This window comes from Arthrobacter sp. ES3-54 (assembly GCF_029504395.1).
Taxonomy (GTDB): Bacteria; Actinomycetota; Actinomycetes; order Actinomycetales; family Micrococcaceae; genus Arthrobacter.
In genome coordinates this window covers 222,167-239,659 of record NZ_JAQFIF010000003.1, presented here as the reverse complement: position 1 = coordinate 239,659, position 17,493 = coordinate 222,167, and the positions used below count along the sequence as shown (strand labels likewise).

Below are 17,493 nucleotides of genomic sequence, written 5' to 3'. Positions count from 1 at the left end.
GCGAGAGAAACGGCAGGCCGCCACTGAGGCGGTCGCCGCCGTCGAAATGGATTCAATTTTTCAGCCTCAGCCGGCGTACGAGGTTTTTCATGATTCAACATTCCTGGTTCTGGCGGAAGCCATCCCGCCCCATCTATGGCCTGTATATGCGAAGGACGGAAGCGCCCGGAATTCCGGGCGCTTCCGCCTCATGACTGCCTACTGACTACTTGTAAAGGCCGGCACCGCCGACGTTGAGGTTCGTGGGCAGGTACCCGAACGGGCCCAGGCCGTTCTGGCCGAAGGTGCGGTCAACTGCCGAAACTCCGTTGCGGAAGTTGATCTTCACGGTGGGCGAGAGGGAACCGCCACGAACACCGTTCACGTTGTCGATGAAGGACTGCACCAGACCGCCGGGCTGCACGTAGTGCGAGTAGGCCTGGAACTGGCGGCCGTTCTGGAGGGGATTCGGTCCTTCGGGCGCGTTGGCCGGCATGTTCAGGTCCGTGGGGGAAGCCAGAGCCAGGCCGCTGTTGTTCATCGGCTGGTAGTCGGAACGGACACCGTTGCCCACGAAGCCGTAGACGCCGTCGGGGCCACGCATTCCGTCAGCGTAGGTGAACTGGTGGCTGATGGTGAACAAGTAGTACTTGTTCTTGCCGCCCTCGTTCTGGATAAAGATCTGCGGGCGCTCGGTCTGGTCGTTGACGCAGTTGGCGGACAGGATCGGCGGCAGGAAGTGCCACTTGGTCAGGTCCTTGTTGTCCGCGACGGCCAGGCCGACATTGGCGGTCTGGAACCATGAACCGGTGGTGGTGTTCACAGTGTTCGTGGATTCGGCATGCGGATCGCCGGGCTGGTAGCCCAGGTCTTCGTCCTTGCACTTGTAGTCGCCGCGCTTGCCGCCGGTGTTGCCTTCGAAGACCATGAAGGTCTTGCCGGGCTGGGCCGGGTCCGCAAACGTGTACGGGTCCCGGAAGGCAAAGCCCGGGTTCTGCGCCTTGTTCTGGTACATGACACCGTCGGGCTCGAGGAGCTTGGTGTGCTCGAAGCCGTCGAAGCTCACGCCGTTCTGGTCCGCGTGGATGTTGCCCAGCGCCTTGGCAATCACGGCATCCGGGGCGATGCCGCCGCCGCCGGCGTTGCGCTCGGCAACGTCGTAGAACGTGGTTGCCGTGTAGAAGACGTTGACGTGGTTGCCCTGCATGAGACGGGTGGAACCGGACCATTCGGTGTTGCCGATGGAGGTGTTGTCCAGGAACAGGTGCCCGCCGTAGTTCCACTTATCCTTGGCCGGGTCGGCATTGGTCTTGCGGAAGAAATAGCCGATCCGTGCGTTCCAGTGCCGCTGGTCGAAGCCATATCCGGCGTGGCGATCAGCAACGAGTGAGAAGATGACGTCCCAGCCCTTGTAGCTGATCTGGTTTGCGTTCTCGTCGGTCAGGGACCAGGTGTCCCAAACCCACACATCGTCGTTCATGGCCGGGAAGTCCTGCGGGATTTCCGGCATGGTGACGTTAGGGCTCATGGAGTTCTGGCCCGGGGACACGGCGGTGCTGCTTTGGGCCATGATCTGCTTGGCATCCGCACGCGTCCACTTGGAGGTGAAGGCCGCGGCGGGATCGAACGACTGCTGGGTGTGCTTCGTGGGCAGGGGGAAGCCGGGCGTCGGAGCCGGCATCTCCCCGCTGCTCGGCGGATCCGAGGGCGTGTTTGCCTGCGCCGACGGAACGGAAAGGAAGACGGAGGCCGCCACGGCCGCCGCCAGTGCTGCGGCGACAGAACGCCACCGCAGCTTCCGGTGTGTATTGGGGTGCTCGTGCATTTTTGCTCTTCTCGCGGAGTGAGACCATTCGTGGAAGACGGGCGTATGCCCTCATTCCCCGAAACTCCGGCAGCCCCGCTGACACCGCAGGCGTCATCGAGGACGCCATCGTGTCGAGGGGCGGGACCTCGGTAGGGCCCCGCCTGGTGGCCCGGGAGGGTTCTGATTTCCCGGACGTTCATCACCGTAGACAGTGCTGGCGAGGATTCAAAACCACATTTCCGACACGAAAGAGGCCCAAAACGTGAGCCATGTAAGCGCTTGCACAACATTTTGCGCGCGCGTGCCATGACTCAGATTTTGAGTCAAATGTTTCAAAAAAATATGCTTTATTTTTTGAGTTGCCGGCCGTTCACCGGCTTGTCGCTCCGTAGACGCTCGCCGTTTAGCCCAGCACGGCGGCTCGGGCACGGCGCACCAGAGCCCTCGGCCTAGGCCAAGGGCTCTGGTTGGAAGTCACGACCAGGCGGTTCAGTGAGCTGCTGCCACCCGTTTCCGGCTCCGTGTGGGCGCCGCGGCGATGAGCAGGGCTGCTAGTGCCACCGCCGCGCTCAGGATCAGGCCCGGGCGATACTGCTCCAGCATTGCCCCCGCATCCACGCTGGCGCCCCCGCCGGACGAGTTCCCGTGACCGCTGACCATGGCGGTGGTGACGGCGAGAACCAGTGCGGCGCCCACCTGGGTGCTGGTCTGGATCAGGCCGGCCGCCAGACCCTGTTCAGCATTCCGGATGCCCGCGGTGGCCTGGACGTTGATTGACGGGAAGGCCAGGGCGAAGCCGACGCCCAGCAGCAGAACTGAGGGTAGGATGTCCGTCACGTAGTTCGGCGAGGTGCCTACCCGCAGGAACAGGAGATAGCCGAGTGCCAGCGAGGCCAAACCGGTCCGGATCAGCAGCGGGGCGCCAAATTTGTCGATGAGCCGGTCCGCGAAAGGTGCGCTCGAGGCCACCAGCAGGCCCGTGGGAAGAAGCGCCAGGGCCATGCCGAGGGGGCTCCATCCCAGCACCGACTGCAGGTAGAGCGTGAGGATGAACTGGAAACTCAAATATGAGCCGAACAACCCCACGGCGCTGAGGTTCGCCCGCGCCACCCAACCTTCCCTGAGGATGCTGAACCTGATCAAGGGGTGCCTGACGTGGTTCTCGATCACCGCGAAGGCTGCCAGCACCGCTGCGGAGGCCACGAATCCGGCGATAGTTGCCACAGATCCCCAGCCGTTCCCGGGCGCCGCAACGAGCGTGTACACCAGGCCCAGCATGCCGGCGGCGAGGGTGACGGCGCCCCAGAGGTCATGCCCGCTGTCCTGATTGCTGCCTTCGGCCCTGCTGGCGGCGTTGTCCCGGGGGATGTATTTCAGGCCAAGAAGCACGACGGCGACCGCCACCGGTACCGAGACCAGGAAGGTCCAGCGCCAACTCATGGCCGTCATCAGGCCTCCGACCACCAGCCCGAGCGAGAAACCGCTGGCGCCGAACGTGGTGAAGATGGACACCGCGCGGTTGCGTTCGCGGCCTTCCGCGAAGTTGGTGGTGATGATGGAGAAACCGGCGGGAGCGGTGAACGCGGCAGCCAGGCCCTTGAGGAAGCGGGTGCCGATCAGCAGGGCGGGGTCATCCACCAGACCGCCGAGCAAGGAAGCTGCGGCGAAGACGCTGAGCGCGATCAGGAAGATGCGCCGCCGGCCGAGGAGGTCCGCCATCCGGCCGCCCAACAGGAGCAGACTTCCGTAACCGAGCACGTAGGCGGAGACGATCCACTGGAGCGACTCCGTTCCCAGACGGAGTTCGGTGCCGATCGAGGGCAGGGCCACGCCGACCATGGATACGTCCAGCGCGTCGAGCGCCAGAACGGTGCACAGGACCAGGAGAAGCATCCACTGCGCACGCGTCCAGCGGACGGGAGTAAGCCGTTCGCCGGCAGGTCTTTCAAGAGTGGAAGTTGAGGTCATGACACCAACTTATATGACACGTCATTGAATGACAAGGAATATTATGACGTGGACTTTTAATTCGTCATGAACTAGAATTTGGGCATGGCAACACCGCAGGACCGCCAGCTGGTTGAGCAATGGCGCAGCATCCAGACCACGTACTTCCGCACCGCCGGGGCGATCGACCGCGCCCTGGAGTCGCGCTTCAACATCGGCCTGACCGAGTTTGAAATCCTGGATCTCGTGGCCGAAAGCGAAGACGCAGCGTGCCGGATGAAGCAGCTCGGTGAGCGCACCCCCATGACCCAGAGCGCCATGTCCAAGGTGGTGGATCGGCTCGACAAGGCCGGACTCGTTTCCCGCCACTCCTGCGAAGATGACCGGCGCTCACTCTTTCTGGAACTCACTGACGCCGGCCGGGCACTCCACCGGGAAGCCGCGATCGAACACCGCGCCCTGCTCAAGGAAAACCTCGCCTGAGCCGTTTCGAACGGTGAGGAACGCGCGGCCGGGCGAAACCAACCGTGACCGCATTTCCCGTCCCAGCGTTACGGGATCACCGCTGCCGCGGCGGCTGGACATGGGAGGATCGGGGTATGGAAAACTCCCCCGAAGTCCTCCGTTATGCGGCCTTTGCCACGACGCCTTACGGCGGCAATCCTGCCGGCCTGGTCCTGGATGCCAGCCACATGGACGATGCCGGAATGCTGGCCGTGGCGGCCGCCGTCGGGTACGCCGAAACCGCCTTTGTGACGGAGCCCGGCGTCGACGGGGATCCGCGCCGGAGCCGGGTTCGGTACTTCTCGCCGATCGCGGAGGTGCCATTCTGTGGCCATGCGACGATTGCGCTGGCCGTTGCGCTGAGCGCACGCGACGGGGCAGGATCCTTCACCTTCGACACCCCTGTCGGCCCCGTCGTCATCGCAACAGCGGGCGACGGCGCCGACATCACCGCGTCGTTCACCGCCGTGGAGCCACAGCTGGCCGCATTCGACGACGACGTCCTGGCTGAACTGCTCGGCTTGATCGGCGTCGCGTTGGCGGATCTCGACCCCGCCTATCCGCCGCGGATCGCGTATTCGGGGAACTGGCATCCGGTGCTGGTCCTTGCCGACCGCAACCTTTTCGATTCCTTTGGCTTTGAGCCGGAGGCGGTGCGCCAGCTCATGGACGCTCAGGGCTGGGCCGCAACGGTAGCCGTCCTGCACCGGATGGCAGATGGTGAATTCGAAGCCCGGAATCTGTTCCCCGTGGGAGCCATCACCGAGGACCCCGCAACAGGGGCCGCCGCGGCGGCGGTGGGCGCCTACCTGCGAATCCTGGGCCTGGTCGAGCCCCCGGCGAGGGTTTTGATCCACCAGGGACGGCACGTCGGCCGCCCGGGCCTACTGACAGTGGACATTCCCGCTGCCGGCGGAATAGTGGTCAGCGGCACGGCCGTCCGGATTCCCGCCGCGTAACGCAACAACTGACTCGTTTAGCTGTTGCCGGTGTAGACGAGGCTGTCGGCGTCGATTTCGTTCGCCGGGGCGTCCGCAAGTCCCTGCGGGGACAGATCCATGTCCATAAGCCCGGGTTGGTGATTGTGGGCCGCGGAGTGCGCGGCGGTGGGTGTGCTGTGGTTGGTCACGGCGTGCCCCTAATATCTAGTTGGATACAGACCCGGGATGGCTGCGAGAAATGCCGCTGTGGTAGCCATCACGTGCGAGCTGCCGCAGTTTGTGCAGCTGATGGCGGCCGCGAGGGTTTCCCGCTGCGGATTCATCGTGGTGACGGAGTCAAGGAGGAGGTGGCGGTCTGTGTCGCATGTCGCGCACCATGGCCGGCGGCCTCGGGGCTGGTGGGCGTCCCGGGGCAGGTACGTGCTTGACGTGATTGTCATCCGGGTCAGACCAAGCCCGGGTAGCTGGCCAGGATGTAGTCCGCAGCGGCCGGTCCTTTCATGCGGAGGCCGTTGCGCTTGGGATGGATCTGCATCTCTTTCATGGCCGCCCAGAAGGCATCTTCGGGTCGGGGCGTGGCCTGGCTAAGGAAGCACCAGCTGGTGTACAGGCCGTAGAGGCAGTCCCTGCCCAGGGCGTGGTCGGATGCGGGGTCTTGGGTGGTGGCTTCCTGCAGGAATTGGTCGTATTGAGAAGTTGCCATGATTGGCTCGCTTCCTCGCGGTGCATTTTGTGCCGCCATGTGGCTACAGCAGCTAAGCATCCAGGCCGTGCACGGGGCCCTGAAGCATAACCCCGGACTGCTGCGTCACCGCAGATCCGGGGATAAAGCGCTGTTGAGCTGGGAGTCCACGTGTTGCGGAACCAGTCAAAACAACTTCTCTACAATGTAGACTGTAGGCGTAGACTACACATTAAGCAACCAGCTAATTACCTTGAAATGTGACTAGTCCACACCGAGCCGAACGGAACGCCATGTCGCCCGAAGAGCATCCGGTGCCCCCACCGACGCCCGCCAAGAAGACCCGGCTCAGCCGGGAGCTTGTGCTGTCCGCGGCGCTGGCACTGGTGGACTCCGAAGGGCTCGACGCCCTCACCATGCGCCGGCTCGGGCAGCAACTCGGGCGGGATCCCATGAGCCTGTACCGCTACGCCGACAACCGTGCGGCACTTCTGGACGGAGTCTCAGAACTCGTCCTGAATGAACTGGCCATCATTCCCGATGACCCCGACTGGCAGGCGCAGCTCCGGCGCATTGCCCACGATCTGCGGCTCCTGGCGCTCCGGCACCCCAACGTCGTGCCCCTCCTCGTGACCCGCCCCCTTTCAACACCGCTGGGCCTGCGGCCGCTGGGAACGCTGCGGCCGCTGGAGCAGATCCTGTCCCTGCTGATCGACGCCGGGTTCGCACCTGTTGACGCCCTGCACGTCTACCGCGCCTACTACGGATACCTCTACGGGCACATCCTCAACGAACTGCAGGAATTCGTCGTCGACCCCGACGAAAACGAGGCCCTTCTCCGCCTGGGTCTGCACCGATTGCCACCGAAGGATTTCCCCCGCCTCCGCGCGCTCGCCCCTGTCCTTGCCGACTACGACGGGATGGCCGAACTGGATGAAGGAATCAACATCCTGCTTTCGGGCCTGGCAGCCCACCTCCCGCTACCGGGAGCCTCGGCCAAACCTTGATCCGGAAATTCCCTTGAAAGGATCCGCCATGTTTCTCCTCCTCGGCCTCAAGACGGCGCTGCGCGGCCTTCCCGAACGGATGGCAACGTGCCAGTACTGCCACCAATTCGTCCAGCATCGACTGCAAGAACGCGCCACCAAATTCACCCTGTTTTTCATCCCCGTCTTCACGACCTCCAAAGCCTTCAACATCACCTGCTCCAACTGCGGACAGAACTCGATTGTGAAGCCGCGGCAGAAAAACATGCTCCTAGGCTAGGAAGGGCCGGCGCGGCATCATCAGCGGGGCTTAGACAGCCGGTCCTTCGCGCGATGGCTTCCGGGCCCGACGGGCACTAGCTCTGTGGCCTGCGCGAGACCCTCGGTAGGCATCGAGACGTACATGCTCTCGGCCCGGCTCACCTGGAATGTCTCGTGCCAGATGCCGACGGCTTTGGGGGCCTTTCTTGCCTGGCGGTTGAAGGCAGTCCACGCCGGCCTGTGCTCGGATTCGGGCGCACTCGCGTACGCATACAGCTTGTCCAGCGAGTCCCAGTACTGCACGATGACCGGCCCGCCGGCTCCGAGGGCAAATCGAAAACCAAGAAGGCCGGAACCCGGCTCCTTGAAGAGTTCGGTCAGCATCCGGGGCATAGCAAAAAACACCGGCAGCCACAGATCCGGACGCCAGGGACTGTTGATGCGCATGCCGATGAGGAAGACCACCAAATCACCGGAATGGCGGTGGGTGAAACGTCCAGCATTGATGCGTGCCATACTTTTCTCCTAACTAGATACCGTTACTCCCCAATATTGGCGAGTGCCACTATCTAAGTCAAGGAGAAACCTTGCGCATCTCACAACTGGCGGCGGCTACGGATGTTCCGGTGGCCACCATCAAGTACTACCTCCGGGAGAAACTGCTTCACGACGGCGTGCTGACTTCCGCGACCCAGGCCCGCTACGACGACTCGCATGTGCGGCGGCTGAAGCTGATCCGGGCACTCATTGGCACCGCCGGGCTCAGCGTCAGCGCCACCCGCGAGGTACTGCTTGGCCTGGAAAACCCGCCGGAGTCCGGCCACGATCTGCTCGGCATCGCGCACCATGCGGTCACCCGGACCGCGCCGGACGACGTCGACCTCTCCTCGGCACAAACGCTCCTGGACCGTTGGGGCTGGGGCGCAGAGACATGCGACCGCGATACCCAGGCCGCCCTGGTAAGGGCCCTGCACGGGCTCTCGGAGGCGGGATTCGATGCGCCGGCGGCGCTCTTGGACCGCTATGCCGCGGCAATGCAGGACATCGCGGAGGCCGACGTCGAAAGTGTTCCCACGGATTCGGCCGAGGCCGCGATGCAGCACGTGATTCTCGGGACGCTCCTGATGGAACCGGTACTCCTGGCCATGCGCCGGCTTGCCCAGCAAAGCGCATCCTTCCAGCTGCTCGGCGGCACGGAGTCCCCCCGGCAGTCCGGCGCGCAATAGCTTCCGGGGACGAACCCCGCTGGCAGGCAGGCTGAGGACGCCTAACTTCTCCGCGGATTCATCGCCGCCATCCGGCGTGCGCTGCCTGGCGTACTAGATGACCGGGGAGCGCCGCTCGATCAGCACCGTATCCCGCCATTGCCCCGCGCTGGGGCCGTAGCTCATGCGGGCGATGCGATCCCGCCGGCCGACGACGGCGAATCCGTTCGCGAGGTGGAGCTTCAAGCTTGCTTCGTTTTCGGGGAAGACACTGGCCTGGATGGTCCAGATCCCGCATTGCTCGGTCGATGCCGCCAGGGCCTGAAGCAGTGCGGCTCCGATTCCCCTGCCGCGGGTTTCTTCGGCGACGTAGACGGAGTGTTCCACCACGCCGGCATACGCGGGCCGCGCGGACACGGCGGAGACGGCTGCCCAGCCAAGGATCGCGCCCCCGGGCGCCTCGGCGACCAGACGGTGGCCGGGGAGCCGGGAACTGGTGAAGCGTTCCCAGTCCGGCACGTCTGCTTCAAAAGTGGCGTGGCCGGTGGCGATTCCTTCGCGGTAAATCCCCTGGACGGCTGGCCAGTCGCCCTCGCGCATAGAGCGGATCTTGACCGCAGACTGTTCTGGCGCCGTCACAGGGTTGCCAGGAGTCCGGCGGCCTGCTCGAGCGCCCCGGGCACCAGGGAGTAGTAGGCCCAGGTGCCGCGCTTTTCGCGGTGCAGCAGCCCGGCCTCGACCAGGATTTTCAGGTGGTGGGAGACCGTCGGCTGGCCCAGGTCCAGGGGTTCGGTGAGGTCGCAGACGCATGCCTCGCCGGAATCGCCGGCCTTGACGATGGAGAGCAGCCGGAGCCGGTTCGGATCGGCCAGCGCCTTGAAAACCAGAGCCCTCTGCTGGGCGTCCTCGGCGCTCAGGGCAGGCATTCCTGCCGGGGCGCAGCAAGATTCATCCGTGGCCGGATCGAGGATAGGCAGCGATGTCATGTACCCATTATGCCCTGATATTGATAATCATCAATGTATCGACGACGGGCGGGCAGTTTCCGCACTGTGCGCCAGAACGACGTCGTCCGCGGTGCGGGCCGCGGAGGGGAAGAGGATGAGGAGGAGGCCAAGGCCTACTGTCGCCCCGACCAGCTGCGCCACGACGAATCCCGGAACGGAGGCCGGTGCGATGCCGGCGAAGGTGTCACTGAAGATGCGGCCCACCGTCACGGCCGGGTTCGCGAACGACGTCGAGGACGTGAACCAGTATGCAGCGCCGATGTAGGCACCCACCGCCGGGGCGGCGAGTACGCCACGCCGGGTGGAAGCCAGGGCGAAAATTAGCAGGATAAGCCCCGCGGTCGCGACAACCTCACCCAGTAGATGTCCCGGGGTTGCGCGCTCCTTGACGGAAATGGAGGTGCCCACCTCAAACATGGCGTTCGCGACCACGCTGCCGCTGACTGCCCCCACGGTCTGGGCAACGATGTAGGTGCAAAGCCCCGGCAGGGTCAATCCGGTACCGCCGCGTCGGCCCAGGAACCAGTCGGCGAGGGAGACGACGGGGTTGAAATGTGCGCCGCTCACGGGCCCGAGCACCAGAATCAGCACCGTCAGGCCCAGCACCGTGGCGGTGCTGTTCTGGAGCAGCTGCAGGCCAACGTCATTGGGGGAGAGCTGCTGTGCGGCGATCCCGGAGCCGACGACGATTGTCACGAGCAGGCTGGTGCCGAGCAGTTCGGTGACGGCACGGCGCCACAGCGGCGGCTGGTTGGAAGTCATGGCAAACAGCTTGACCGAAAGAATTAACTCAGTCAAAATTGAACCAATGAATATTGAGGCAGCAGACGGTTTCCGGGCGCGGGTAGCCAAGCACGCGGCCCTCGCCGATCCTGCGCGGCTACGCATCGTTGACCTGCTGACCCTGGGCGACTTCTCCCCGACGGAGCTGCAGGCAGAGCTGGGAATGCCATCAAATCTGCTCTCCCACCATCTGCGCGCGCTGGAAGAGGCCGGGCTGGCAAACCGTCACCGCTCCGAAGCCGACCGGCGGCGCAGCTATATCCGGCTTGCCGCCGATGCCCTGGAGGGCCTGGTCCCGGGGGCCGAACACGGGGCCCGTCGCGTCTTGTTCGTCTGCACGCGAAACAGTGCACGGTCCCAGCTGGCCGCCGCACTCTGGCAGCAGGTCAGCGAAATCCCCTCGACGTCGGCGGGAACGCATCCCGCGGAACGCATCGCCCAAGGCGCCATTGACGTCGCACGGCGCCACGGCGTGGACCTCGCAGACCTCCGCCCACGCAAGCTGGATCAGGTGGCGGGCGAGGGGGACTTCATCGTGACCGTGTGCGATAACGCCCATGAGGAGCTGACCGGCCTTGGTGGCGTGCACTGGTCGGTCCCAGATCCATTGCGCCTGGGCACCGACGAGGCCTTCGAACAAGCGTTCACTGACATCGCCCACCGCATCAACGACTTCGCGCCGAGAGTGCTGGCCGCCTAGTCCCGGGGCCGCCGATTAACGAACTCACTTTCCGCCAAGAACAATTGGCCCTTCCGCAGTCCCCTCGTAAAGATTGACAATCATCAATCTATGGCCTGATACTCACTGTATCGATCATTATCAATATTTGGATGGGCGCTGCAGGAGCGAGTGAAAAGACCTCAACCAGACCGCTTAACCCGTCACCGAACCGATTCCAGGAGAAGCCCCGTGAGCATCGAAATCACCAAGAAGCCGTCCGTTCTGTTCGTCTGCGTCCACAACGCCGGCCGTTCCCAGATGGCCGCTGCTTTCCTGACCGCCCTCGGTGAGGGACGGATCGAGGTCCGTTCGGCCGGGTCCCAGCCTGCCGACAAGGTCAACCCGGCCGCCGTTGAGGCCATGGCCGAGCTCGGCATCGACATGTCCGCCGAGATCCCCAAGGTCCTCACCACAGAGGCCGTGAAGGACTCCGACGTCGTGATCACGATGGGTTGCGGCGATGAATGCCCCTACTTCCCTGGCAAGCGTTACGAGGACTGGGTTCTGGAGGACCCGGCTGGGCAGGGCGTGGACTCCGTCCGCCCGATCCGCGACGAGATCAAGACCCGCATCGAGGACCTGATCGCCTCCCTCACGCCCGTCGCCAAGTAACCCGTATCGAGCACCAGGAGACCTGCCTGACGTCGAACAGAGAGGGGGTGAGCTGAATGGATACCGACTGCTGCACCGATTCGACCTGCGCCGACACCAGCCAGGACTGCTGCGACAACGACCCGGACTGCTGCTGAGCAGTACGTCCGCAGCCTGCCGGCGCCCCACAAGGGACCGGCAGGCACCTCCCGACAGAACCGCAACACCACTACGGATGAAAGAGGACACCAATGGATTCAGCGAAGAACCTTCCCGTTGCAGTGATCGGTGCCGGCCCCGTGGGCTTGGCCGCCGCGGCCCACCTGCTCGAACGCGGCCTTGAGCCGCTGATCTTCGAAGCGGGCCCCTCTGCGGGTGCCGCCATCGAGCAGTGGCGCCACATCCGGCTGTTCTCCCCGTGGCGGTTCAACATCGATGCCGCCGCCGTCCGCCTCCTCGAGGCCGACGGCTGGGAATCGCCCCGGCCCACGGCCCTGCCCTATGGCGGGGAACTCATCGACAACTACCTCGCCCCGCTGGCCGCGCTCCCGGCCATCAGCTCGAAGCTGCAAACCGGTGCCAGGGTCATCGCCGTGACCCGCGCCGGCATGGACAAGACCCACACCCGCAACCGCGAGAGCACACCGTTCGTCGTCCGGGTCGAGCACGTGGACGGAGAAACCCGCGACTACACCGTGGCCGGGGTCTTTGACGCCTCCGGCACCTGGTCCACCCGCAACCCGCTGGGTACCTCCGGGCTTCCCGCCATCGGAGAAGACACCGCCGCGCACCGGATCTCCTCGCCACTGCCGGACGTCACCGGCCGGCAGCGCGCCTCGTTCGCCGGACGCCGTGTCCTGGTCGTCGGCGCCGGGCACTCCGCCGCCAACACCCTGATCAGCCTCGCCGACCTTGCCAAGGACGAACCGGACACCCGGATCCTCTGGGCGGTCCGCGGCGCGTCTGCAGAAAAGGTCTACGGCGGCGGCGATGCCGACGGGCTGCCCGCCCGCGGCCAGCTCGGTGCCCGCCTGCGCCGCCTCGTCGAGGCCGGAACCATCGAACTGCACACCGGCTTCGGCATCGGCTCGCTGAAATCCCTCGTCTCGCACGTGAGCGTCGAATCCGTGGACGGGCGGACCCTCGAGGCCGACATCGTGGTTCCCTGCACCGGCTTCCGCCCCGACCTGGACATCCTGCGTGAACTCCGGCTGAACCTGGACGCGGCCGTCGAAGCACCCACGGAACTCGGCCCGCTCATCGACCCGGAATTCCATTCCTGCGGCACCGTCCCCCCGCACGGCGCAGCACTGCTGGCCCACCCGGACAAGGACTTCTACATCGTCGGCATGAAGTCTTACGGCAGGGCGCCGACCTTCCTGCTGGCCACCGGCTACGAACAGGTCCGTTCCGTCGCCGCGGCCCTGGCCGGTGACCGCGTAGCCGCGGACACCCTTGAGCTCGAACTCCCCGAAACTGGGGTCTGCTCTTCCGACGCCGGCACCAGCTGCGAAGTCCCGGCAGCCGCCGCTGTCATATCAGAGTCCTCGTGCTGCGCGACAACGGAGCCGGTGCTCGTCGGCTTCCCCACCGGTCTGTCCCACGGACGCTCCGGCGAAAGCCAACTGGCCGCATCACTGCTCAGCAGCCCCAGCTCCGATAAGGAAGAATCGAACGCATGACCGAGATCACGAAAACACCCAGCGTCCTGTTCGTCTGCAGCAAGAACGGCGGAAAATCCCAGCTCGCCGCCGGACTCATGAAACAGCTCGCCAACGGAACCGTTACGGTGCACTCCGCCGGGACCAAGCCCGCCGAATCGCTGAACCCCCAGTCCGTGGACTCCCTGGCAGAGCTCGGCATCGACATCAGCGGCGAACACCCCAAACCCGTCACTGACGACGTCCTGGACGCGGCCGACGTCGTCATCGTCCTGGGCACCGAAGCTAAAGTCGAGCCCCGCGAGGGCAACCGGCTCGAGTTCTGGAATACGGACGAGCCCTCCGAACGCGGCATCGAAGGCATGGAACGCATGAGCCTGGTCCGGGACGACATCAAGGCCCGAGTCCAGAAACTGTACGCGGAACTCACTGGAAACTGACCGTACCCGCGACGCCGGAGCGCCCATCGTGAACCCGACGACGAACGAGATCCTGGCCGGGTACAGCCGCGCCCTCCACGACCTCGACGCCTTGCTGCAGGGCGCAGCGCCCGCAGAACTCCACCGCAAAACCGACGGGACACGCTGGACCAACGAGGAGCTGCTCTTCCACATGGTCTTCGGCTACATGGTGGTCCGCGCCCTGGTTCCGCTCGTCAACGTAGTCTGCCGGCTCCCCCGCCCGGCTGGCAGAGCATTTGCAGCCGCCCTCAACGCAGGCACTCGTCCGTTTGACGCGGTGAATTACTGGGGTTCCCGGGCCGCCGCCCTCGTCTACAACAGACGCAGGATGGGCCGGAAACTGGACAAGACCATCGCTGCACTCTCCCGCCGGCTCGGCCACGAGAGCTCCCAGTCGCTCGCCAGGTCGATGCCGTTCCCCGACAGGTGGGACCCCTTCTTCACACCGCTGATGACACTCAACGATGTGTACGCCTACCCGACACGTCATTTCGACTTCCACGCCAAGCAGCTGAGCCTTCGGCATCAAAGGGACGACGACTGACAGCCGTCTTGTTAGCGCCGCCGCTATATGTAAGTATCTGCGTATGAATGCAGATAGCAATGCTTGCACGCTGACCGAGGACAGCCAGTACGTCGAGCTGGCGGTTGAGGTTTTCGCCATGCTGGCCGATGCCACCCGGGTCAGGCTGATCTTGGCCCTGCGCCACGGCGAACTGCCCGTCAATGTGCTCGCTGAAAAAGCCGGGAAATCGGCGGCTGCGGTTTCCCAGCATCTGGCCAAGATGCGGCTGGCGCGCATGGTCGCCACCCGGCAGGAAGGCACCAAGGTCTACTACCGCCTGCAGGACGGGCACGCCTGGCAGCTCGTGGCCGACGCCATTCACCAGGCCGAACACACCCTTGGCACAGCTCCGCATCACACCACCGCTCCACACAGTCTGAAGACGGAGGCCGGCGCATGAACCGGCCGACGCATCCCGGCCACGATATCCACCCGCACCCGCACAGTCACTCTGGACATGGCGCAGACAAGGGCGGCCTTCAGCCTCACGACGACGACCATCACCACGGCCCGCACGGGCACGTTCACGCGACCGGGTTCAAGGGGTGGCTGCAGGAGCTCTTCGTGCCCCACTCCCATGACGCGGCCGACTCGATCGACTCAGTCCTGGAGACAAGCTCCCAGGGCATTCGCGCCGTCAAGGTCTCCCTGCTCGGGCTGGGGGCCACCTCACTGTTCCAGCTGGCCATCGTCCTCATCAGCGACTCTGTGGCGTTGCTGGCGGACACGATCCACAATTTTTCCGATGCCCTGACCGCCGTGCCGCTGTGGATCGCGTTCCTGCTCGGACGCCGCCCCGCGACCCGGACGTTTACCTACGGTTTCGGCCGGGCCGAGGACCTCGCCGGGCTGTTCATCGTGGCGATGATCGCACTCTCGGCCGTCGTGGCCGCCGTCGAATCCATCCGCCGCTTCTTTGAACCCCAGCCGGTCCAGAATCTGGGCTGGGTGCTCGCCGCCGGGCTCGTTGGCTTTGCCGGCAACGAACTCGTCGCGATTTACAGGATCCGCGTGGGACGACGGATCGGCTCCGCCGCGCTCGTCGCCGATGGCATTCACGCCCGCACCGACGGCTTCACCTCACTGGCCGTCGTCGCCGGAGTCGTCGGCATCTGGCTCGGATTCCCCCTCGCGGACCCGATCGTGGGGCTGTTCATCTCGGCAGCAATCGCAGTGCTGCTGTGGGGAACCATTCGCGACATCGGGCGCCGGCTCATGGACGGCGTCGACCCGAACCTGACGGAGCGCCTGGCAGCAGTTGTCACCGCCCACGCCCCCGAGGGCGCAACGTCCCGGTTGCGCTGGTCCGGCCACCGGCTTCACGTCGAGGTCTCCATCCCGCTGACAGCGATTACCGCTTTAGGGGAACTTGCCAGCATCCAGGACGAAATCGACCATGCCACCCGCCACGCACTCCCGAACGTGGGATCCGTGACGACCGTACCCACGTTCGCCCAGGCAGGGCCGGCCGGAGGACACCACCCGCCGAGCCACGGATAACGCTGCCGCCACGGGCTGTCGGGGCGAACAATCAGTTCCGGCGGGGGGCACCCACCGGCGTCCCGGGCCCTCTGCGGGCGAGTCGGGGAACACTGGCCGCTGCAACCAGGACTGCAAGGGCTCCGAGGCCGGCGGGCAGGCCGATGAGTGTGGCGATGCCTCCCACCAGCAGCGGGCCGCCAGCGTCCCCCAGTTCGCGTCCGAGTTCGGCGGAGCCCATGGTGCGGCCCATGCGTTCAGGCGGAGTGGTATCCGCCAGGTGGGCAAAGCCGAGTGGAGTGGCCACGCCGACGCCGATGCCGATCGCCGCGGCAGCCAGGTAAATGGTGACCGGCCCGGGCGCCAGGGCCAGGAGTGCGATGCCGCTCGCGGTCAGCAGGAGGCCTGATGTCATGCCCCGTGCGTCGCTGATGCTGCCGTTGTCACGCATCTTGCCTATCCGGGGCTGGGTAAGCAGCGAGGCGATTGCCAGGATGCTGACTGCCGCCGTTCCGGCGAGAGCGTCGAGGCCGTGCCTCGTGGCCAGGGCGGGAAGAAACCCGATCGCCGCGCCGAGTGCGGCGGTCGAGGCTGCCAAGACCAGTGTGGGGATCCAGAACCGCCGTTCCGTGATCTGCCGAGCCAGGTCCAGAACGGTGTAGCGCTGGCGCGGCAGGGGTTCCAGATGCGGCACGGAAACAATCACCCATACCGCGGCGGCTGCCGCCAGCGCCGAGAGGGCGGCGAACAGCAGCGGAAAACCGCCCGCGAAAATCAGGCCGGCGCCGAGCATCGGCCCGATGACGTATCCGAGACTCTTCCAGGAGCCGTACCGCCCGAAGTAGGCGCCGGCGTTCCTTCCCGCAGCAAGGCGCGCCACCATGGCCGAGGACGCCGGGGAGAAGGCAGAAGCCGCGGCGCCCTGCCCGAGCCGGGCCAGTCCCAGCATGAGCGGATCCTCTCCCCATAGGCCTATGAGGGACAGCATGGCAAAGGCCAAAAGGCCTCCAACGATGACAGGCTTGGTGCCGATGCGGTCACTGAGAGCACCGAAGACCGGCTTGAGGAAGACCTCAGAGATGTCGTACAAGGCGAGCAGAATGCCCAGGTTGAGCAGTGTCAGCCCGATGTTTTCGCTCTGGGCACCCATGCCAGCGGCAATACTGTGCGCGCCGAAGGCCGTCACAAACCCTGCGGCGTACAACGGGACAGAGGAGGACCGGGCGGCGAGCACCGGCGGAGACTGGCTCACGAGTGCAGCTCCTGGTAAACCAGTCCAGCAAATTCCTCCAGCGCAACAACGCAGTCCGCCAGGCTCCCTTCGGCGCCGGAAGCCGACGGACTGCCGAAGACGTCCCTGCCCCGGATTGAGCGGAACCACCGCCGCAGCCGATCCAGGCTTTGCTCTTCCTCCTCGAGCTCGGCAAGCGTGAACTTCTGCTTCGCAATTTCGCGGGCAATCTCCGCCCGAAATTTCCCGCAGTCCGCGACGAACTCGGCCCACTCATCGCCCCGGGCCGCATCAAACAGGGCACGCAGTTTGGCGGCATCAGCATCGGCGGAACCGGTCGTCAGCAGGATCAGGTCGCCGTTGCCTGCACGGGCCAGTTCGCGGGCCTTTTCTGCACCCGCCCGGCAGGCAGGAACATCAGGCGCAGTCCAGGCGCCCTGGCCGATGGGGACGGCACCGAATCGACGCAGTTCCCGCCAGACCGCCACGCGGTATCGGGACGGATCCGACGGCACCTGCACCAGCAGGACAAGCCAGGAAACTTCAGCATTTTGAGTCACATGCTTAATTGTAACGGTTGCTACATCCACGGTGGATGCACCGGCATTCCGGTCTTAAGCCTGCACGTCCGGTCCGTTACCCCTGCCGCTCCGAATCACTTTCAGAGACCACGACCGGAAGG

22 protein-coding genes are annotated in these 17,493 nt (G+C 65.1%); 12 read left to right on the top strand and 10 right to left on the bottom strand.

What is annotated here, in order from left to right; translation table 11 throughout:
- Nucleotides 1-205 precede the first annotated feature (205 nt).
- Both M2428_RS07015 and M2428_RS07010 read right to left on the bottom strand, forming a co-directional pair.
- Nucleotides 206-1,804 carry a glycoside hydrolase family 68 protein gene (locus M2428_RS07015; RefSeq protein WP_277525097.1) on the bottom strand — a complete coding sequence of 533 codons (1,599 nt, stop codon included), beginning with the start codon at nt 1,802-1,804 and terminating at the stop codon, nt 206-208.
- A 471-nt stretch (nt 1,805-2,275) separates the two neighbouring features.
- A complete protein-coding gene (locus M2428_RS07010; protein WP_277525095.1) occupies nt 2,276-3,754 on the bottom strand; it encodes an MFS transporter in 1,479 nt (492 codons plus the stop codon).
- Between the two features lie 84 nt (nt 3,755-3,838).
- Between M2428_RS07010 and M2428_RS07005 the strand changes: the two genes are divergently transcribed.
- The gene (locus M2428_RS07005; RefSeq protein ID WP_277525093.1) at nt 3,839-4,216 is read left to right on the top strand and encodes a MarR family transcriptional regulator; all 378 of its coding nucleotides are present in this window, start codon (nt 3,839-3,841) and stop codon (nt 4,214-4,216) included.
- Between the two features lie 116 nt (nt 4,217-4,332).
- Entirely contained in the window at nt 4,333-5,196 is an 864-nt protein-coding gene (locus M2428_RS07000; RefSeq protein ID WP_277525091.1) for a PhzF family phenazine biosynthesis isomerase, read from the top strand.
- A gap of 17 nt (nt 5,197-5,213) precedes the next feature.
- Here M2428_RS07000 and M2428_RS06995 read toward each other — a convergent pair whose 3' ends face one another.
- Nucleotides 5,214-5,366, bottom strand: coding sequence for a hypothetical protein (locus M2428_RS06995; protein ID WP_277525089.1), 153 nt, complete (start codon nt 5,364-5,366; stop codon nt 5,214-5,216).
- Between the two features lie 257 nt (nt 5,367-5,623).
- Nucleotides 5,624-5,881 carry a hypothetical protein gene (locus M2428_RS06990; RefSeq protein ID WP_277525087.1) on the bottom strand — a complete coding sequence of 86 codons (258 nt, stop codon included), beginning with the start codon at nt 5,879-5,881 and terminating at the stop codon, nt 5,624-5,626.
- Nucleotides 5,882-6,153: 272 nt separating this feature from the next.
- On the opposite strand from M2428_RS06990, the gene M2428_RS06985 reads away from it, so the two are divergent.
- Both M2428_RS06985 and M2428_RS06980 read left to right on the top strand, forming a co-directional pair.
- Nucleotides 6,154-6,867 carry a TetR/AcrR family transcriptional regulator C-terminal domain-containing protein gene (locus M2428_RS06985; RefSeq protein WP_277525085.1) on the top strand — a complete coding sequence of 238 codons (714 nt, stop codon included), beginning with the start codon at nt 6,154-6,156 and terminating at the stop codon, nt 6,865-6,867.
- A gap of 28 nt (nt 6,868-6,895) precedes the next feature.
- The gene (locus M2428_RS06980; RefSeq protein ID WP_277525084.1) at nt 6,896-7,126 is read left to right on the top strand and encodes a zinc-ribbon domain-containing protein; all 231 of its coding nucleotides are present in this window, start codon (nt 6,896-6,898) and stop codon (nt 7,124-7,126) included.
- A 20-nt stretch (nt 7,127-7,146) separates the two neighbouring features.
- Here the strand turns inward: M2428_RS06980 and M2428_RS06975 are convergent, their stop codons facing one another.
- Nucleotides 7,147-7,623, bottom strand: a complete 477-nt coding sequence (locus tag M2428_RS06975; protein WP_277525081.1) for a DUF4188 domain-containing protein — start codon at nt 7,621-7,623, stop codon at nt 7,147-7,149.
- 71 nt (nt 7,624-7,694) lie between these two features.
- On the opposite strand from M2428_RS06975, the gene M2428_RS06970 reads away from it, so the two are divergent.
- Nucleotides 7,695-8,333 carry a MerR family transcriptional regulator gene (locus M2428_RS06970; RefSeq protein ID WP_277525078.1) on the top strand — a complete coding sequence of 213 codons (639 nt, stop codon included), beginning with the start codon at nt 7,695-7,697 and terminating at the stop codon, nt 8,331-8,333.
- Between the two features lie 93 nt (nt 8,334-8,426).
- Here the strand turns inward: M2428_RS06970 and M2428_RS06965 are convergent, their stop codons facing one another.
- The 3 genes from M2428_RS06965 to M2428_RS06955 are packed head-to-tail and all read right to left on the bottom strand — an operon-like array spanning nt 8,427 to nt 10,081.
- Complete coding sequence (locus M2428_RS06965; protein ID WP_277525076.1) at nt 8,427-8,912, bottom strand: GNAT family N-acetyltransferase; 486 nt, start codon at nt 8,910-8,912, stop codon at nt 8,427-8,429.
- 35 nt (nt 8,913-8,947) lie between these two features.
- On the bottom strand, nt 8,948-9,298 hold the full coding sequence (locus tag M2428_RS06960) for a metalloregulator ArsR/SmtB family transcription factor (RefSeq protein ID WP_277525074.1): 351 nt from the start codon (nt 9,296-9,298) through the stop codon (nt 8,948-8,950).
- Between the two features lie 30 nt (nt 9,299-9,328).
- On the bottom strand, nt 9,329-10,081 hold the full coding sequence (locus tag M2428_RS06955) for an MIP/aquaporin family protein (protein ID WP_277525072.1): 753 nt from the start codon (nt 10,079-10,081) through the stop codon (nt 9,329-9,331).
- 46 nt (nt 10,082-10,127) lie between these two features.
- Between M2428_RS06955 and M2428_RS06950 the strand changes: the two genes are divergently transcribed.
- The 7 genes from M2428_RS06950 (at nt 10,128) to M2428_RS06920 (ending at nt 15,601) form a co-directional block, all read left to right on the top strand.
- Entirely contained in the window at nt 10,128-10,802 is a 675-nt protein-coding gene (locus M2428_RS06950; RefSeq protein WP_277525070.1) for a helix-turn-helix domain-containing protein, read from the top strand.
- A gap of 210 nt (nt 10,803-11,012) precedes the next feature.
- Complete coding sequence (locus tag M2428_RS06945; RefSeq protein ID WP_277525068.1) at nt 11,013-11,435, top strand: arsenate reductase ArsC; 423 nt, start codon at nt 11,013-11,015, stop codon at nt 11,433-11,435.
- Nucleotides 11,436-11,665: 230 nt separating this feature from the next.
- Complete coding sequence (locus tag M2428_RS06940) at nt 11,666-13,096, top strand: FAD-dependent oxidoreductase (RefSeq protein ID WP_277525066.1); 1,431 nt, start codon at nt 11,666-11,668, stop codon at nt 13,094-13,096.
- The gene (locus M2428_RS06935) at nt 13,093-13,515 is read left to right on the top strand and encodes a low molecular weight phosphatase family protein (RefSeq protein WP_277525064.1); all 423 of its coding nucleotides are present in this window, start codon (nt 13,093-13,095) and stop codon (nt 13,513-13,515) included. The genes M2428_RS06940 and M2428_RS06935 overlap by 4 nt, the downstream gene beginning before the upstream one ends.
- A gap of 28 nt (nt 13,516-13,543) precedes the next feature.
- On the top strand, nt 13,544-14,080 hold the full coding sequence (locus tag M2428_RS06930) for a DinB family protein (RefSeq protein ID WP_277525062.1): 537 nt from the start codon (nt 13,544-13,546) through the stop codon (nt 14,078-14,080).
- Between the two features lie 43 nt (nt 14,081-14,123).
- Nucleotides 14,124-14,501: a metalloregulator ArsR/SmtB family transcription factor gene (locus tag M2428_RS06925; protein WP_277525060.1), complete on the top strand. Its 378-nt coding sequence runs from the start codon at nt 14,124-14,126 to the stop codon at nt 14,499-14,501.
- On the top strand, nt 14,498-15,601 hold the full coding sequence (locus tag M2428_RS06920) for a cation diffusion facilitator family transporter (RefSeq protein WP_277525058.1): 1,104 nt from the start codon (nt 14,498-14,500) through the stop codon (nt 15,599-15,601). The genes M2428_RS06925 and M2428_RS06920 overlap by 4 nt, the downstream gene beginning before the upstream one ends.
- Nucleotides 15,602-15,632: 31 nt before the next feature.
- On the opposite strand, the gene M2428_RS06915 is transcribed toward M2428_RS06920, so the two are convergent.
- Nucleotides 15,633-16,832 (bottom strand): MFS transporter, encoded by a 1,200-nt coding sequence (locus M2428_RS06915; protein ID WP_277525056.1) that lies wholly within the window; start codon nt 16,830-16,832, stop codon nt 15,633-15,635.
- Nucleotides 16,829-17,371, bottom strand: coding sequence for a Chromate resistance protein ChrB (locus M2428_RS06910; protein ID WP_277525054.1), 543 nt, complete (start codon nt 17,369-17,371; stop codon nt 16,829-16,831). Before M2428_RS06910 ends, M2428_RS06915 begins: the two co-directional genes overlap by 4 nt.
- Between the last annotated feature and the right edge of the window lie 122 nt (nt 17,372-17,493).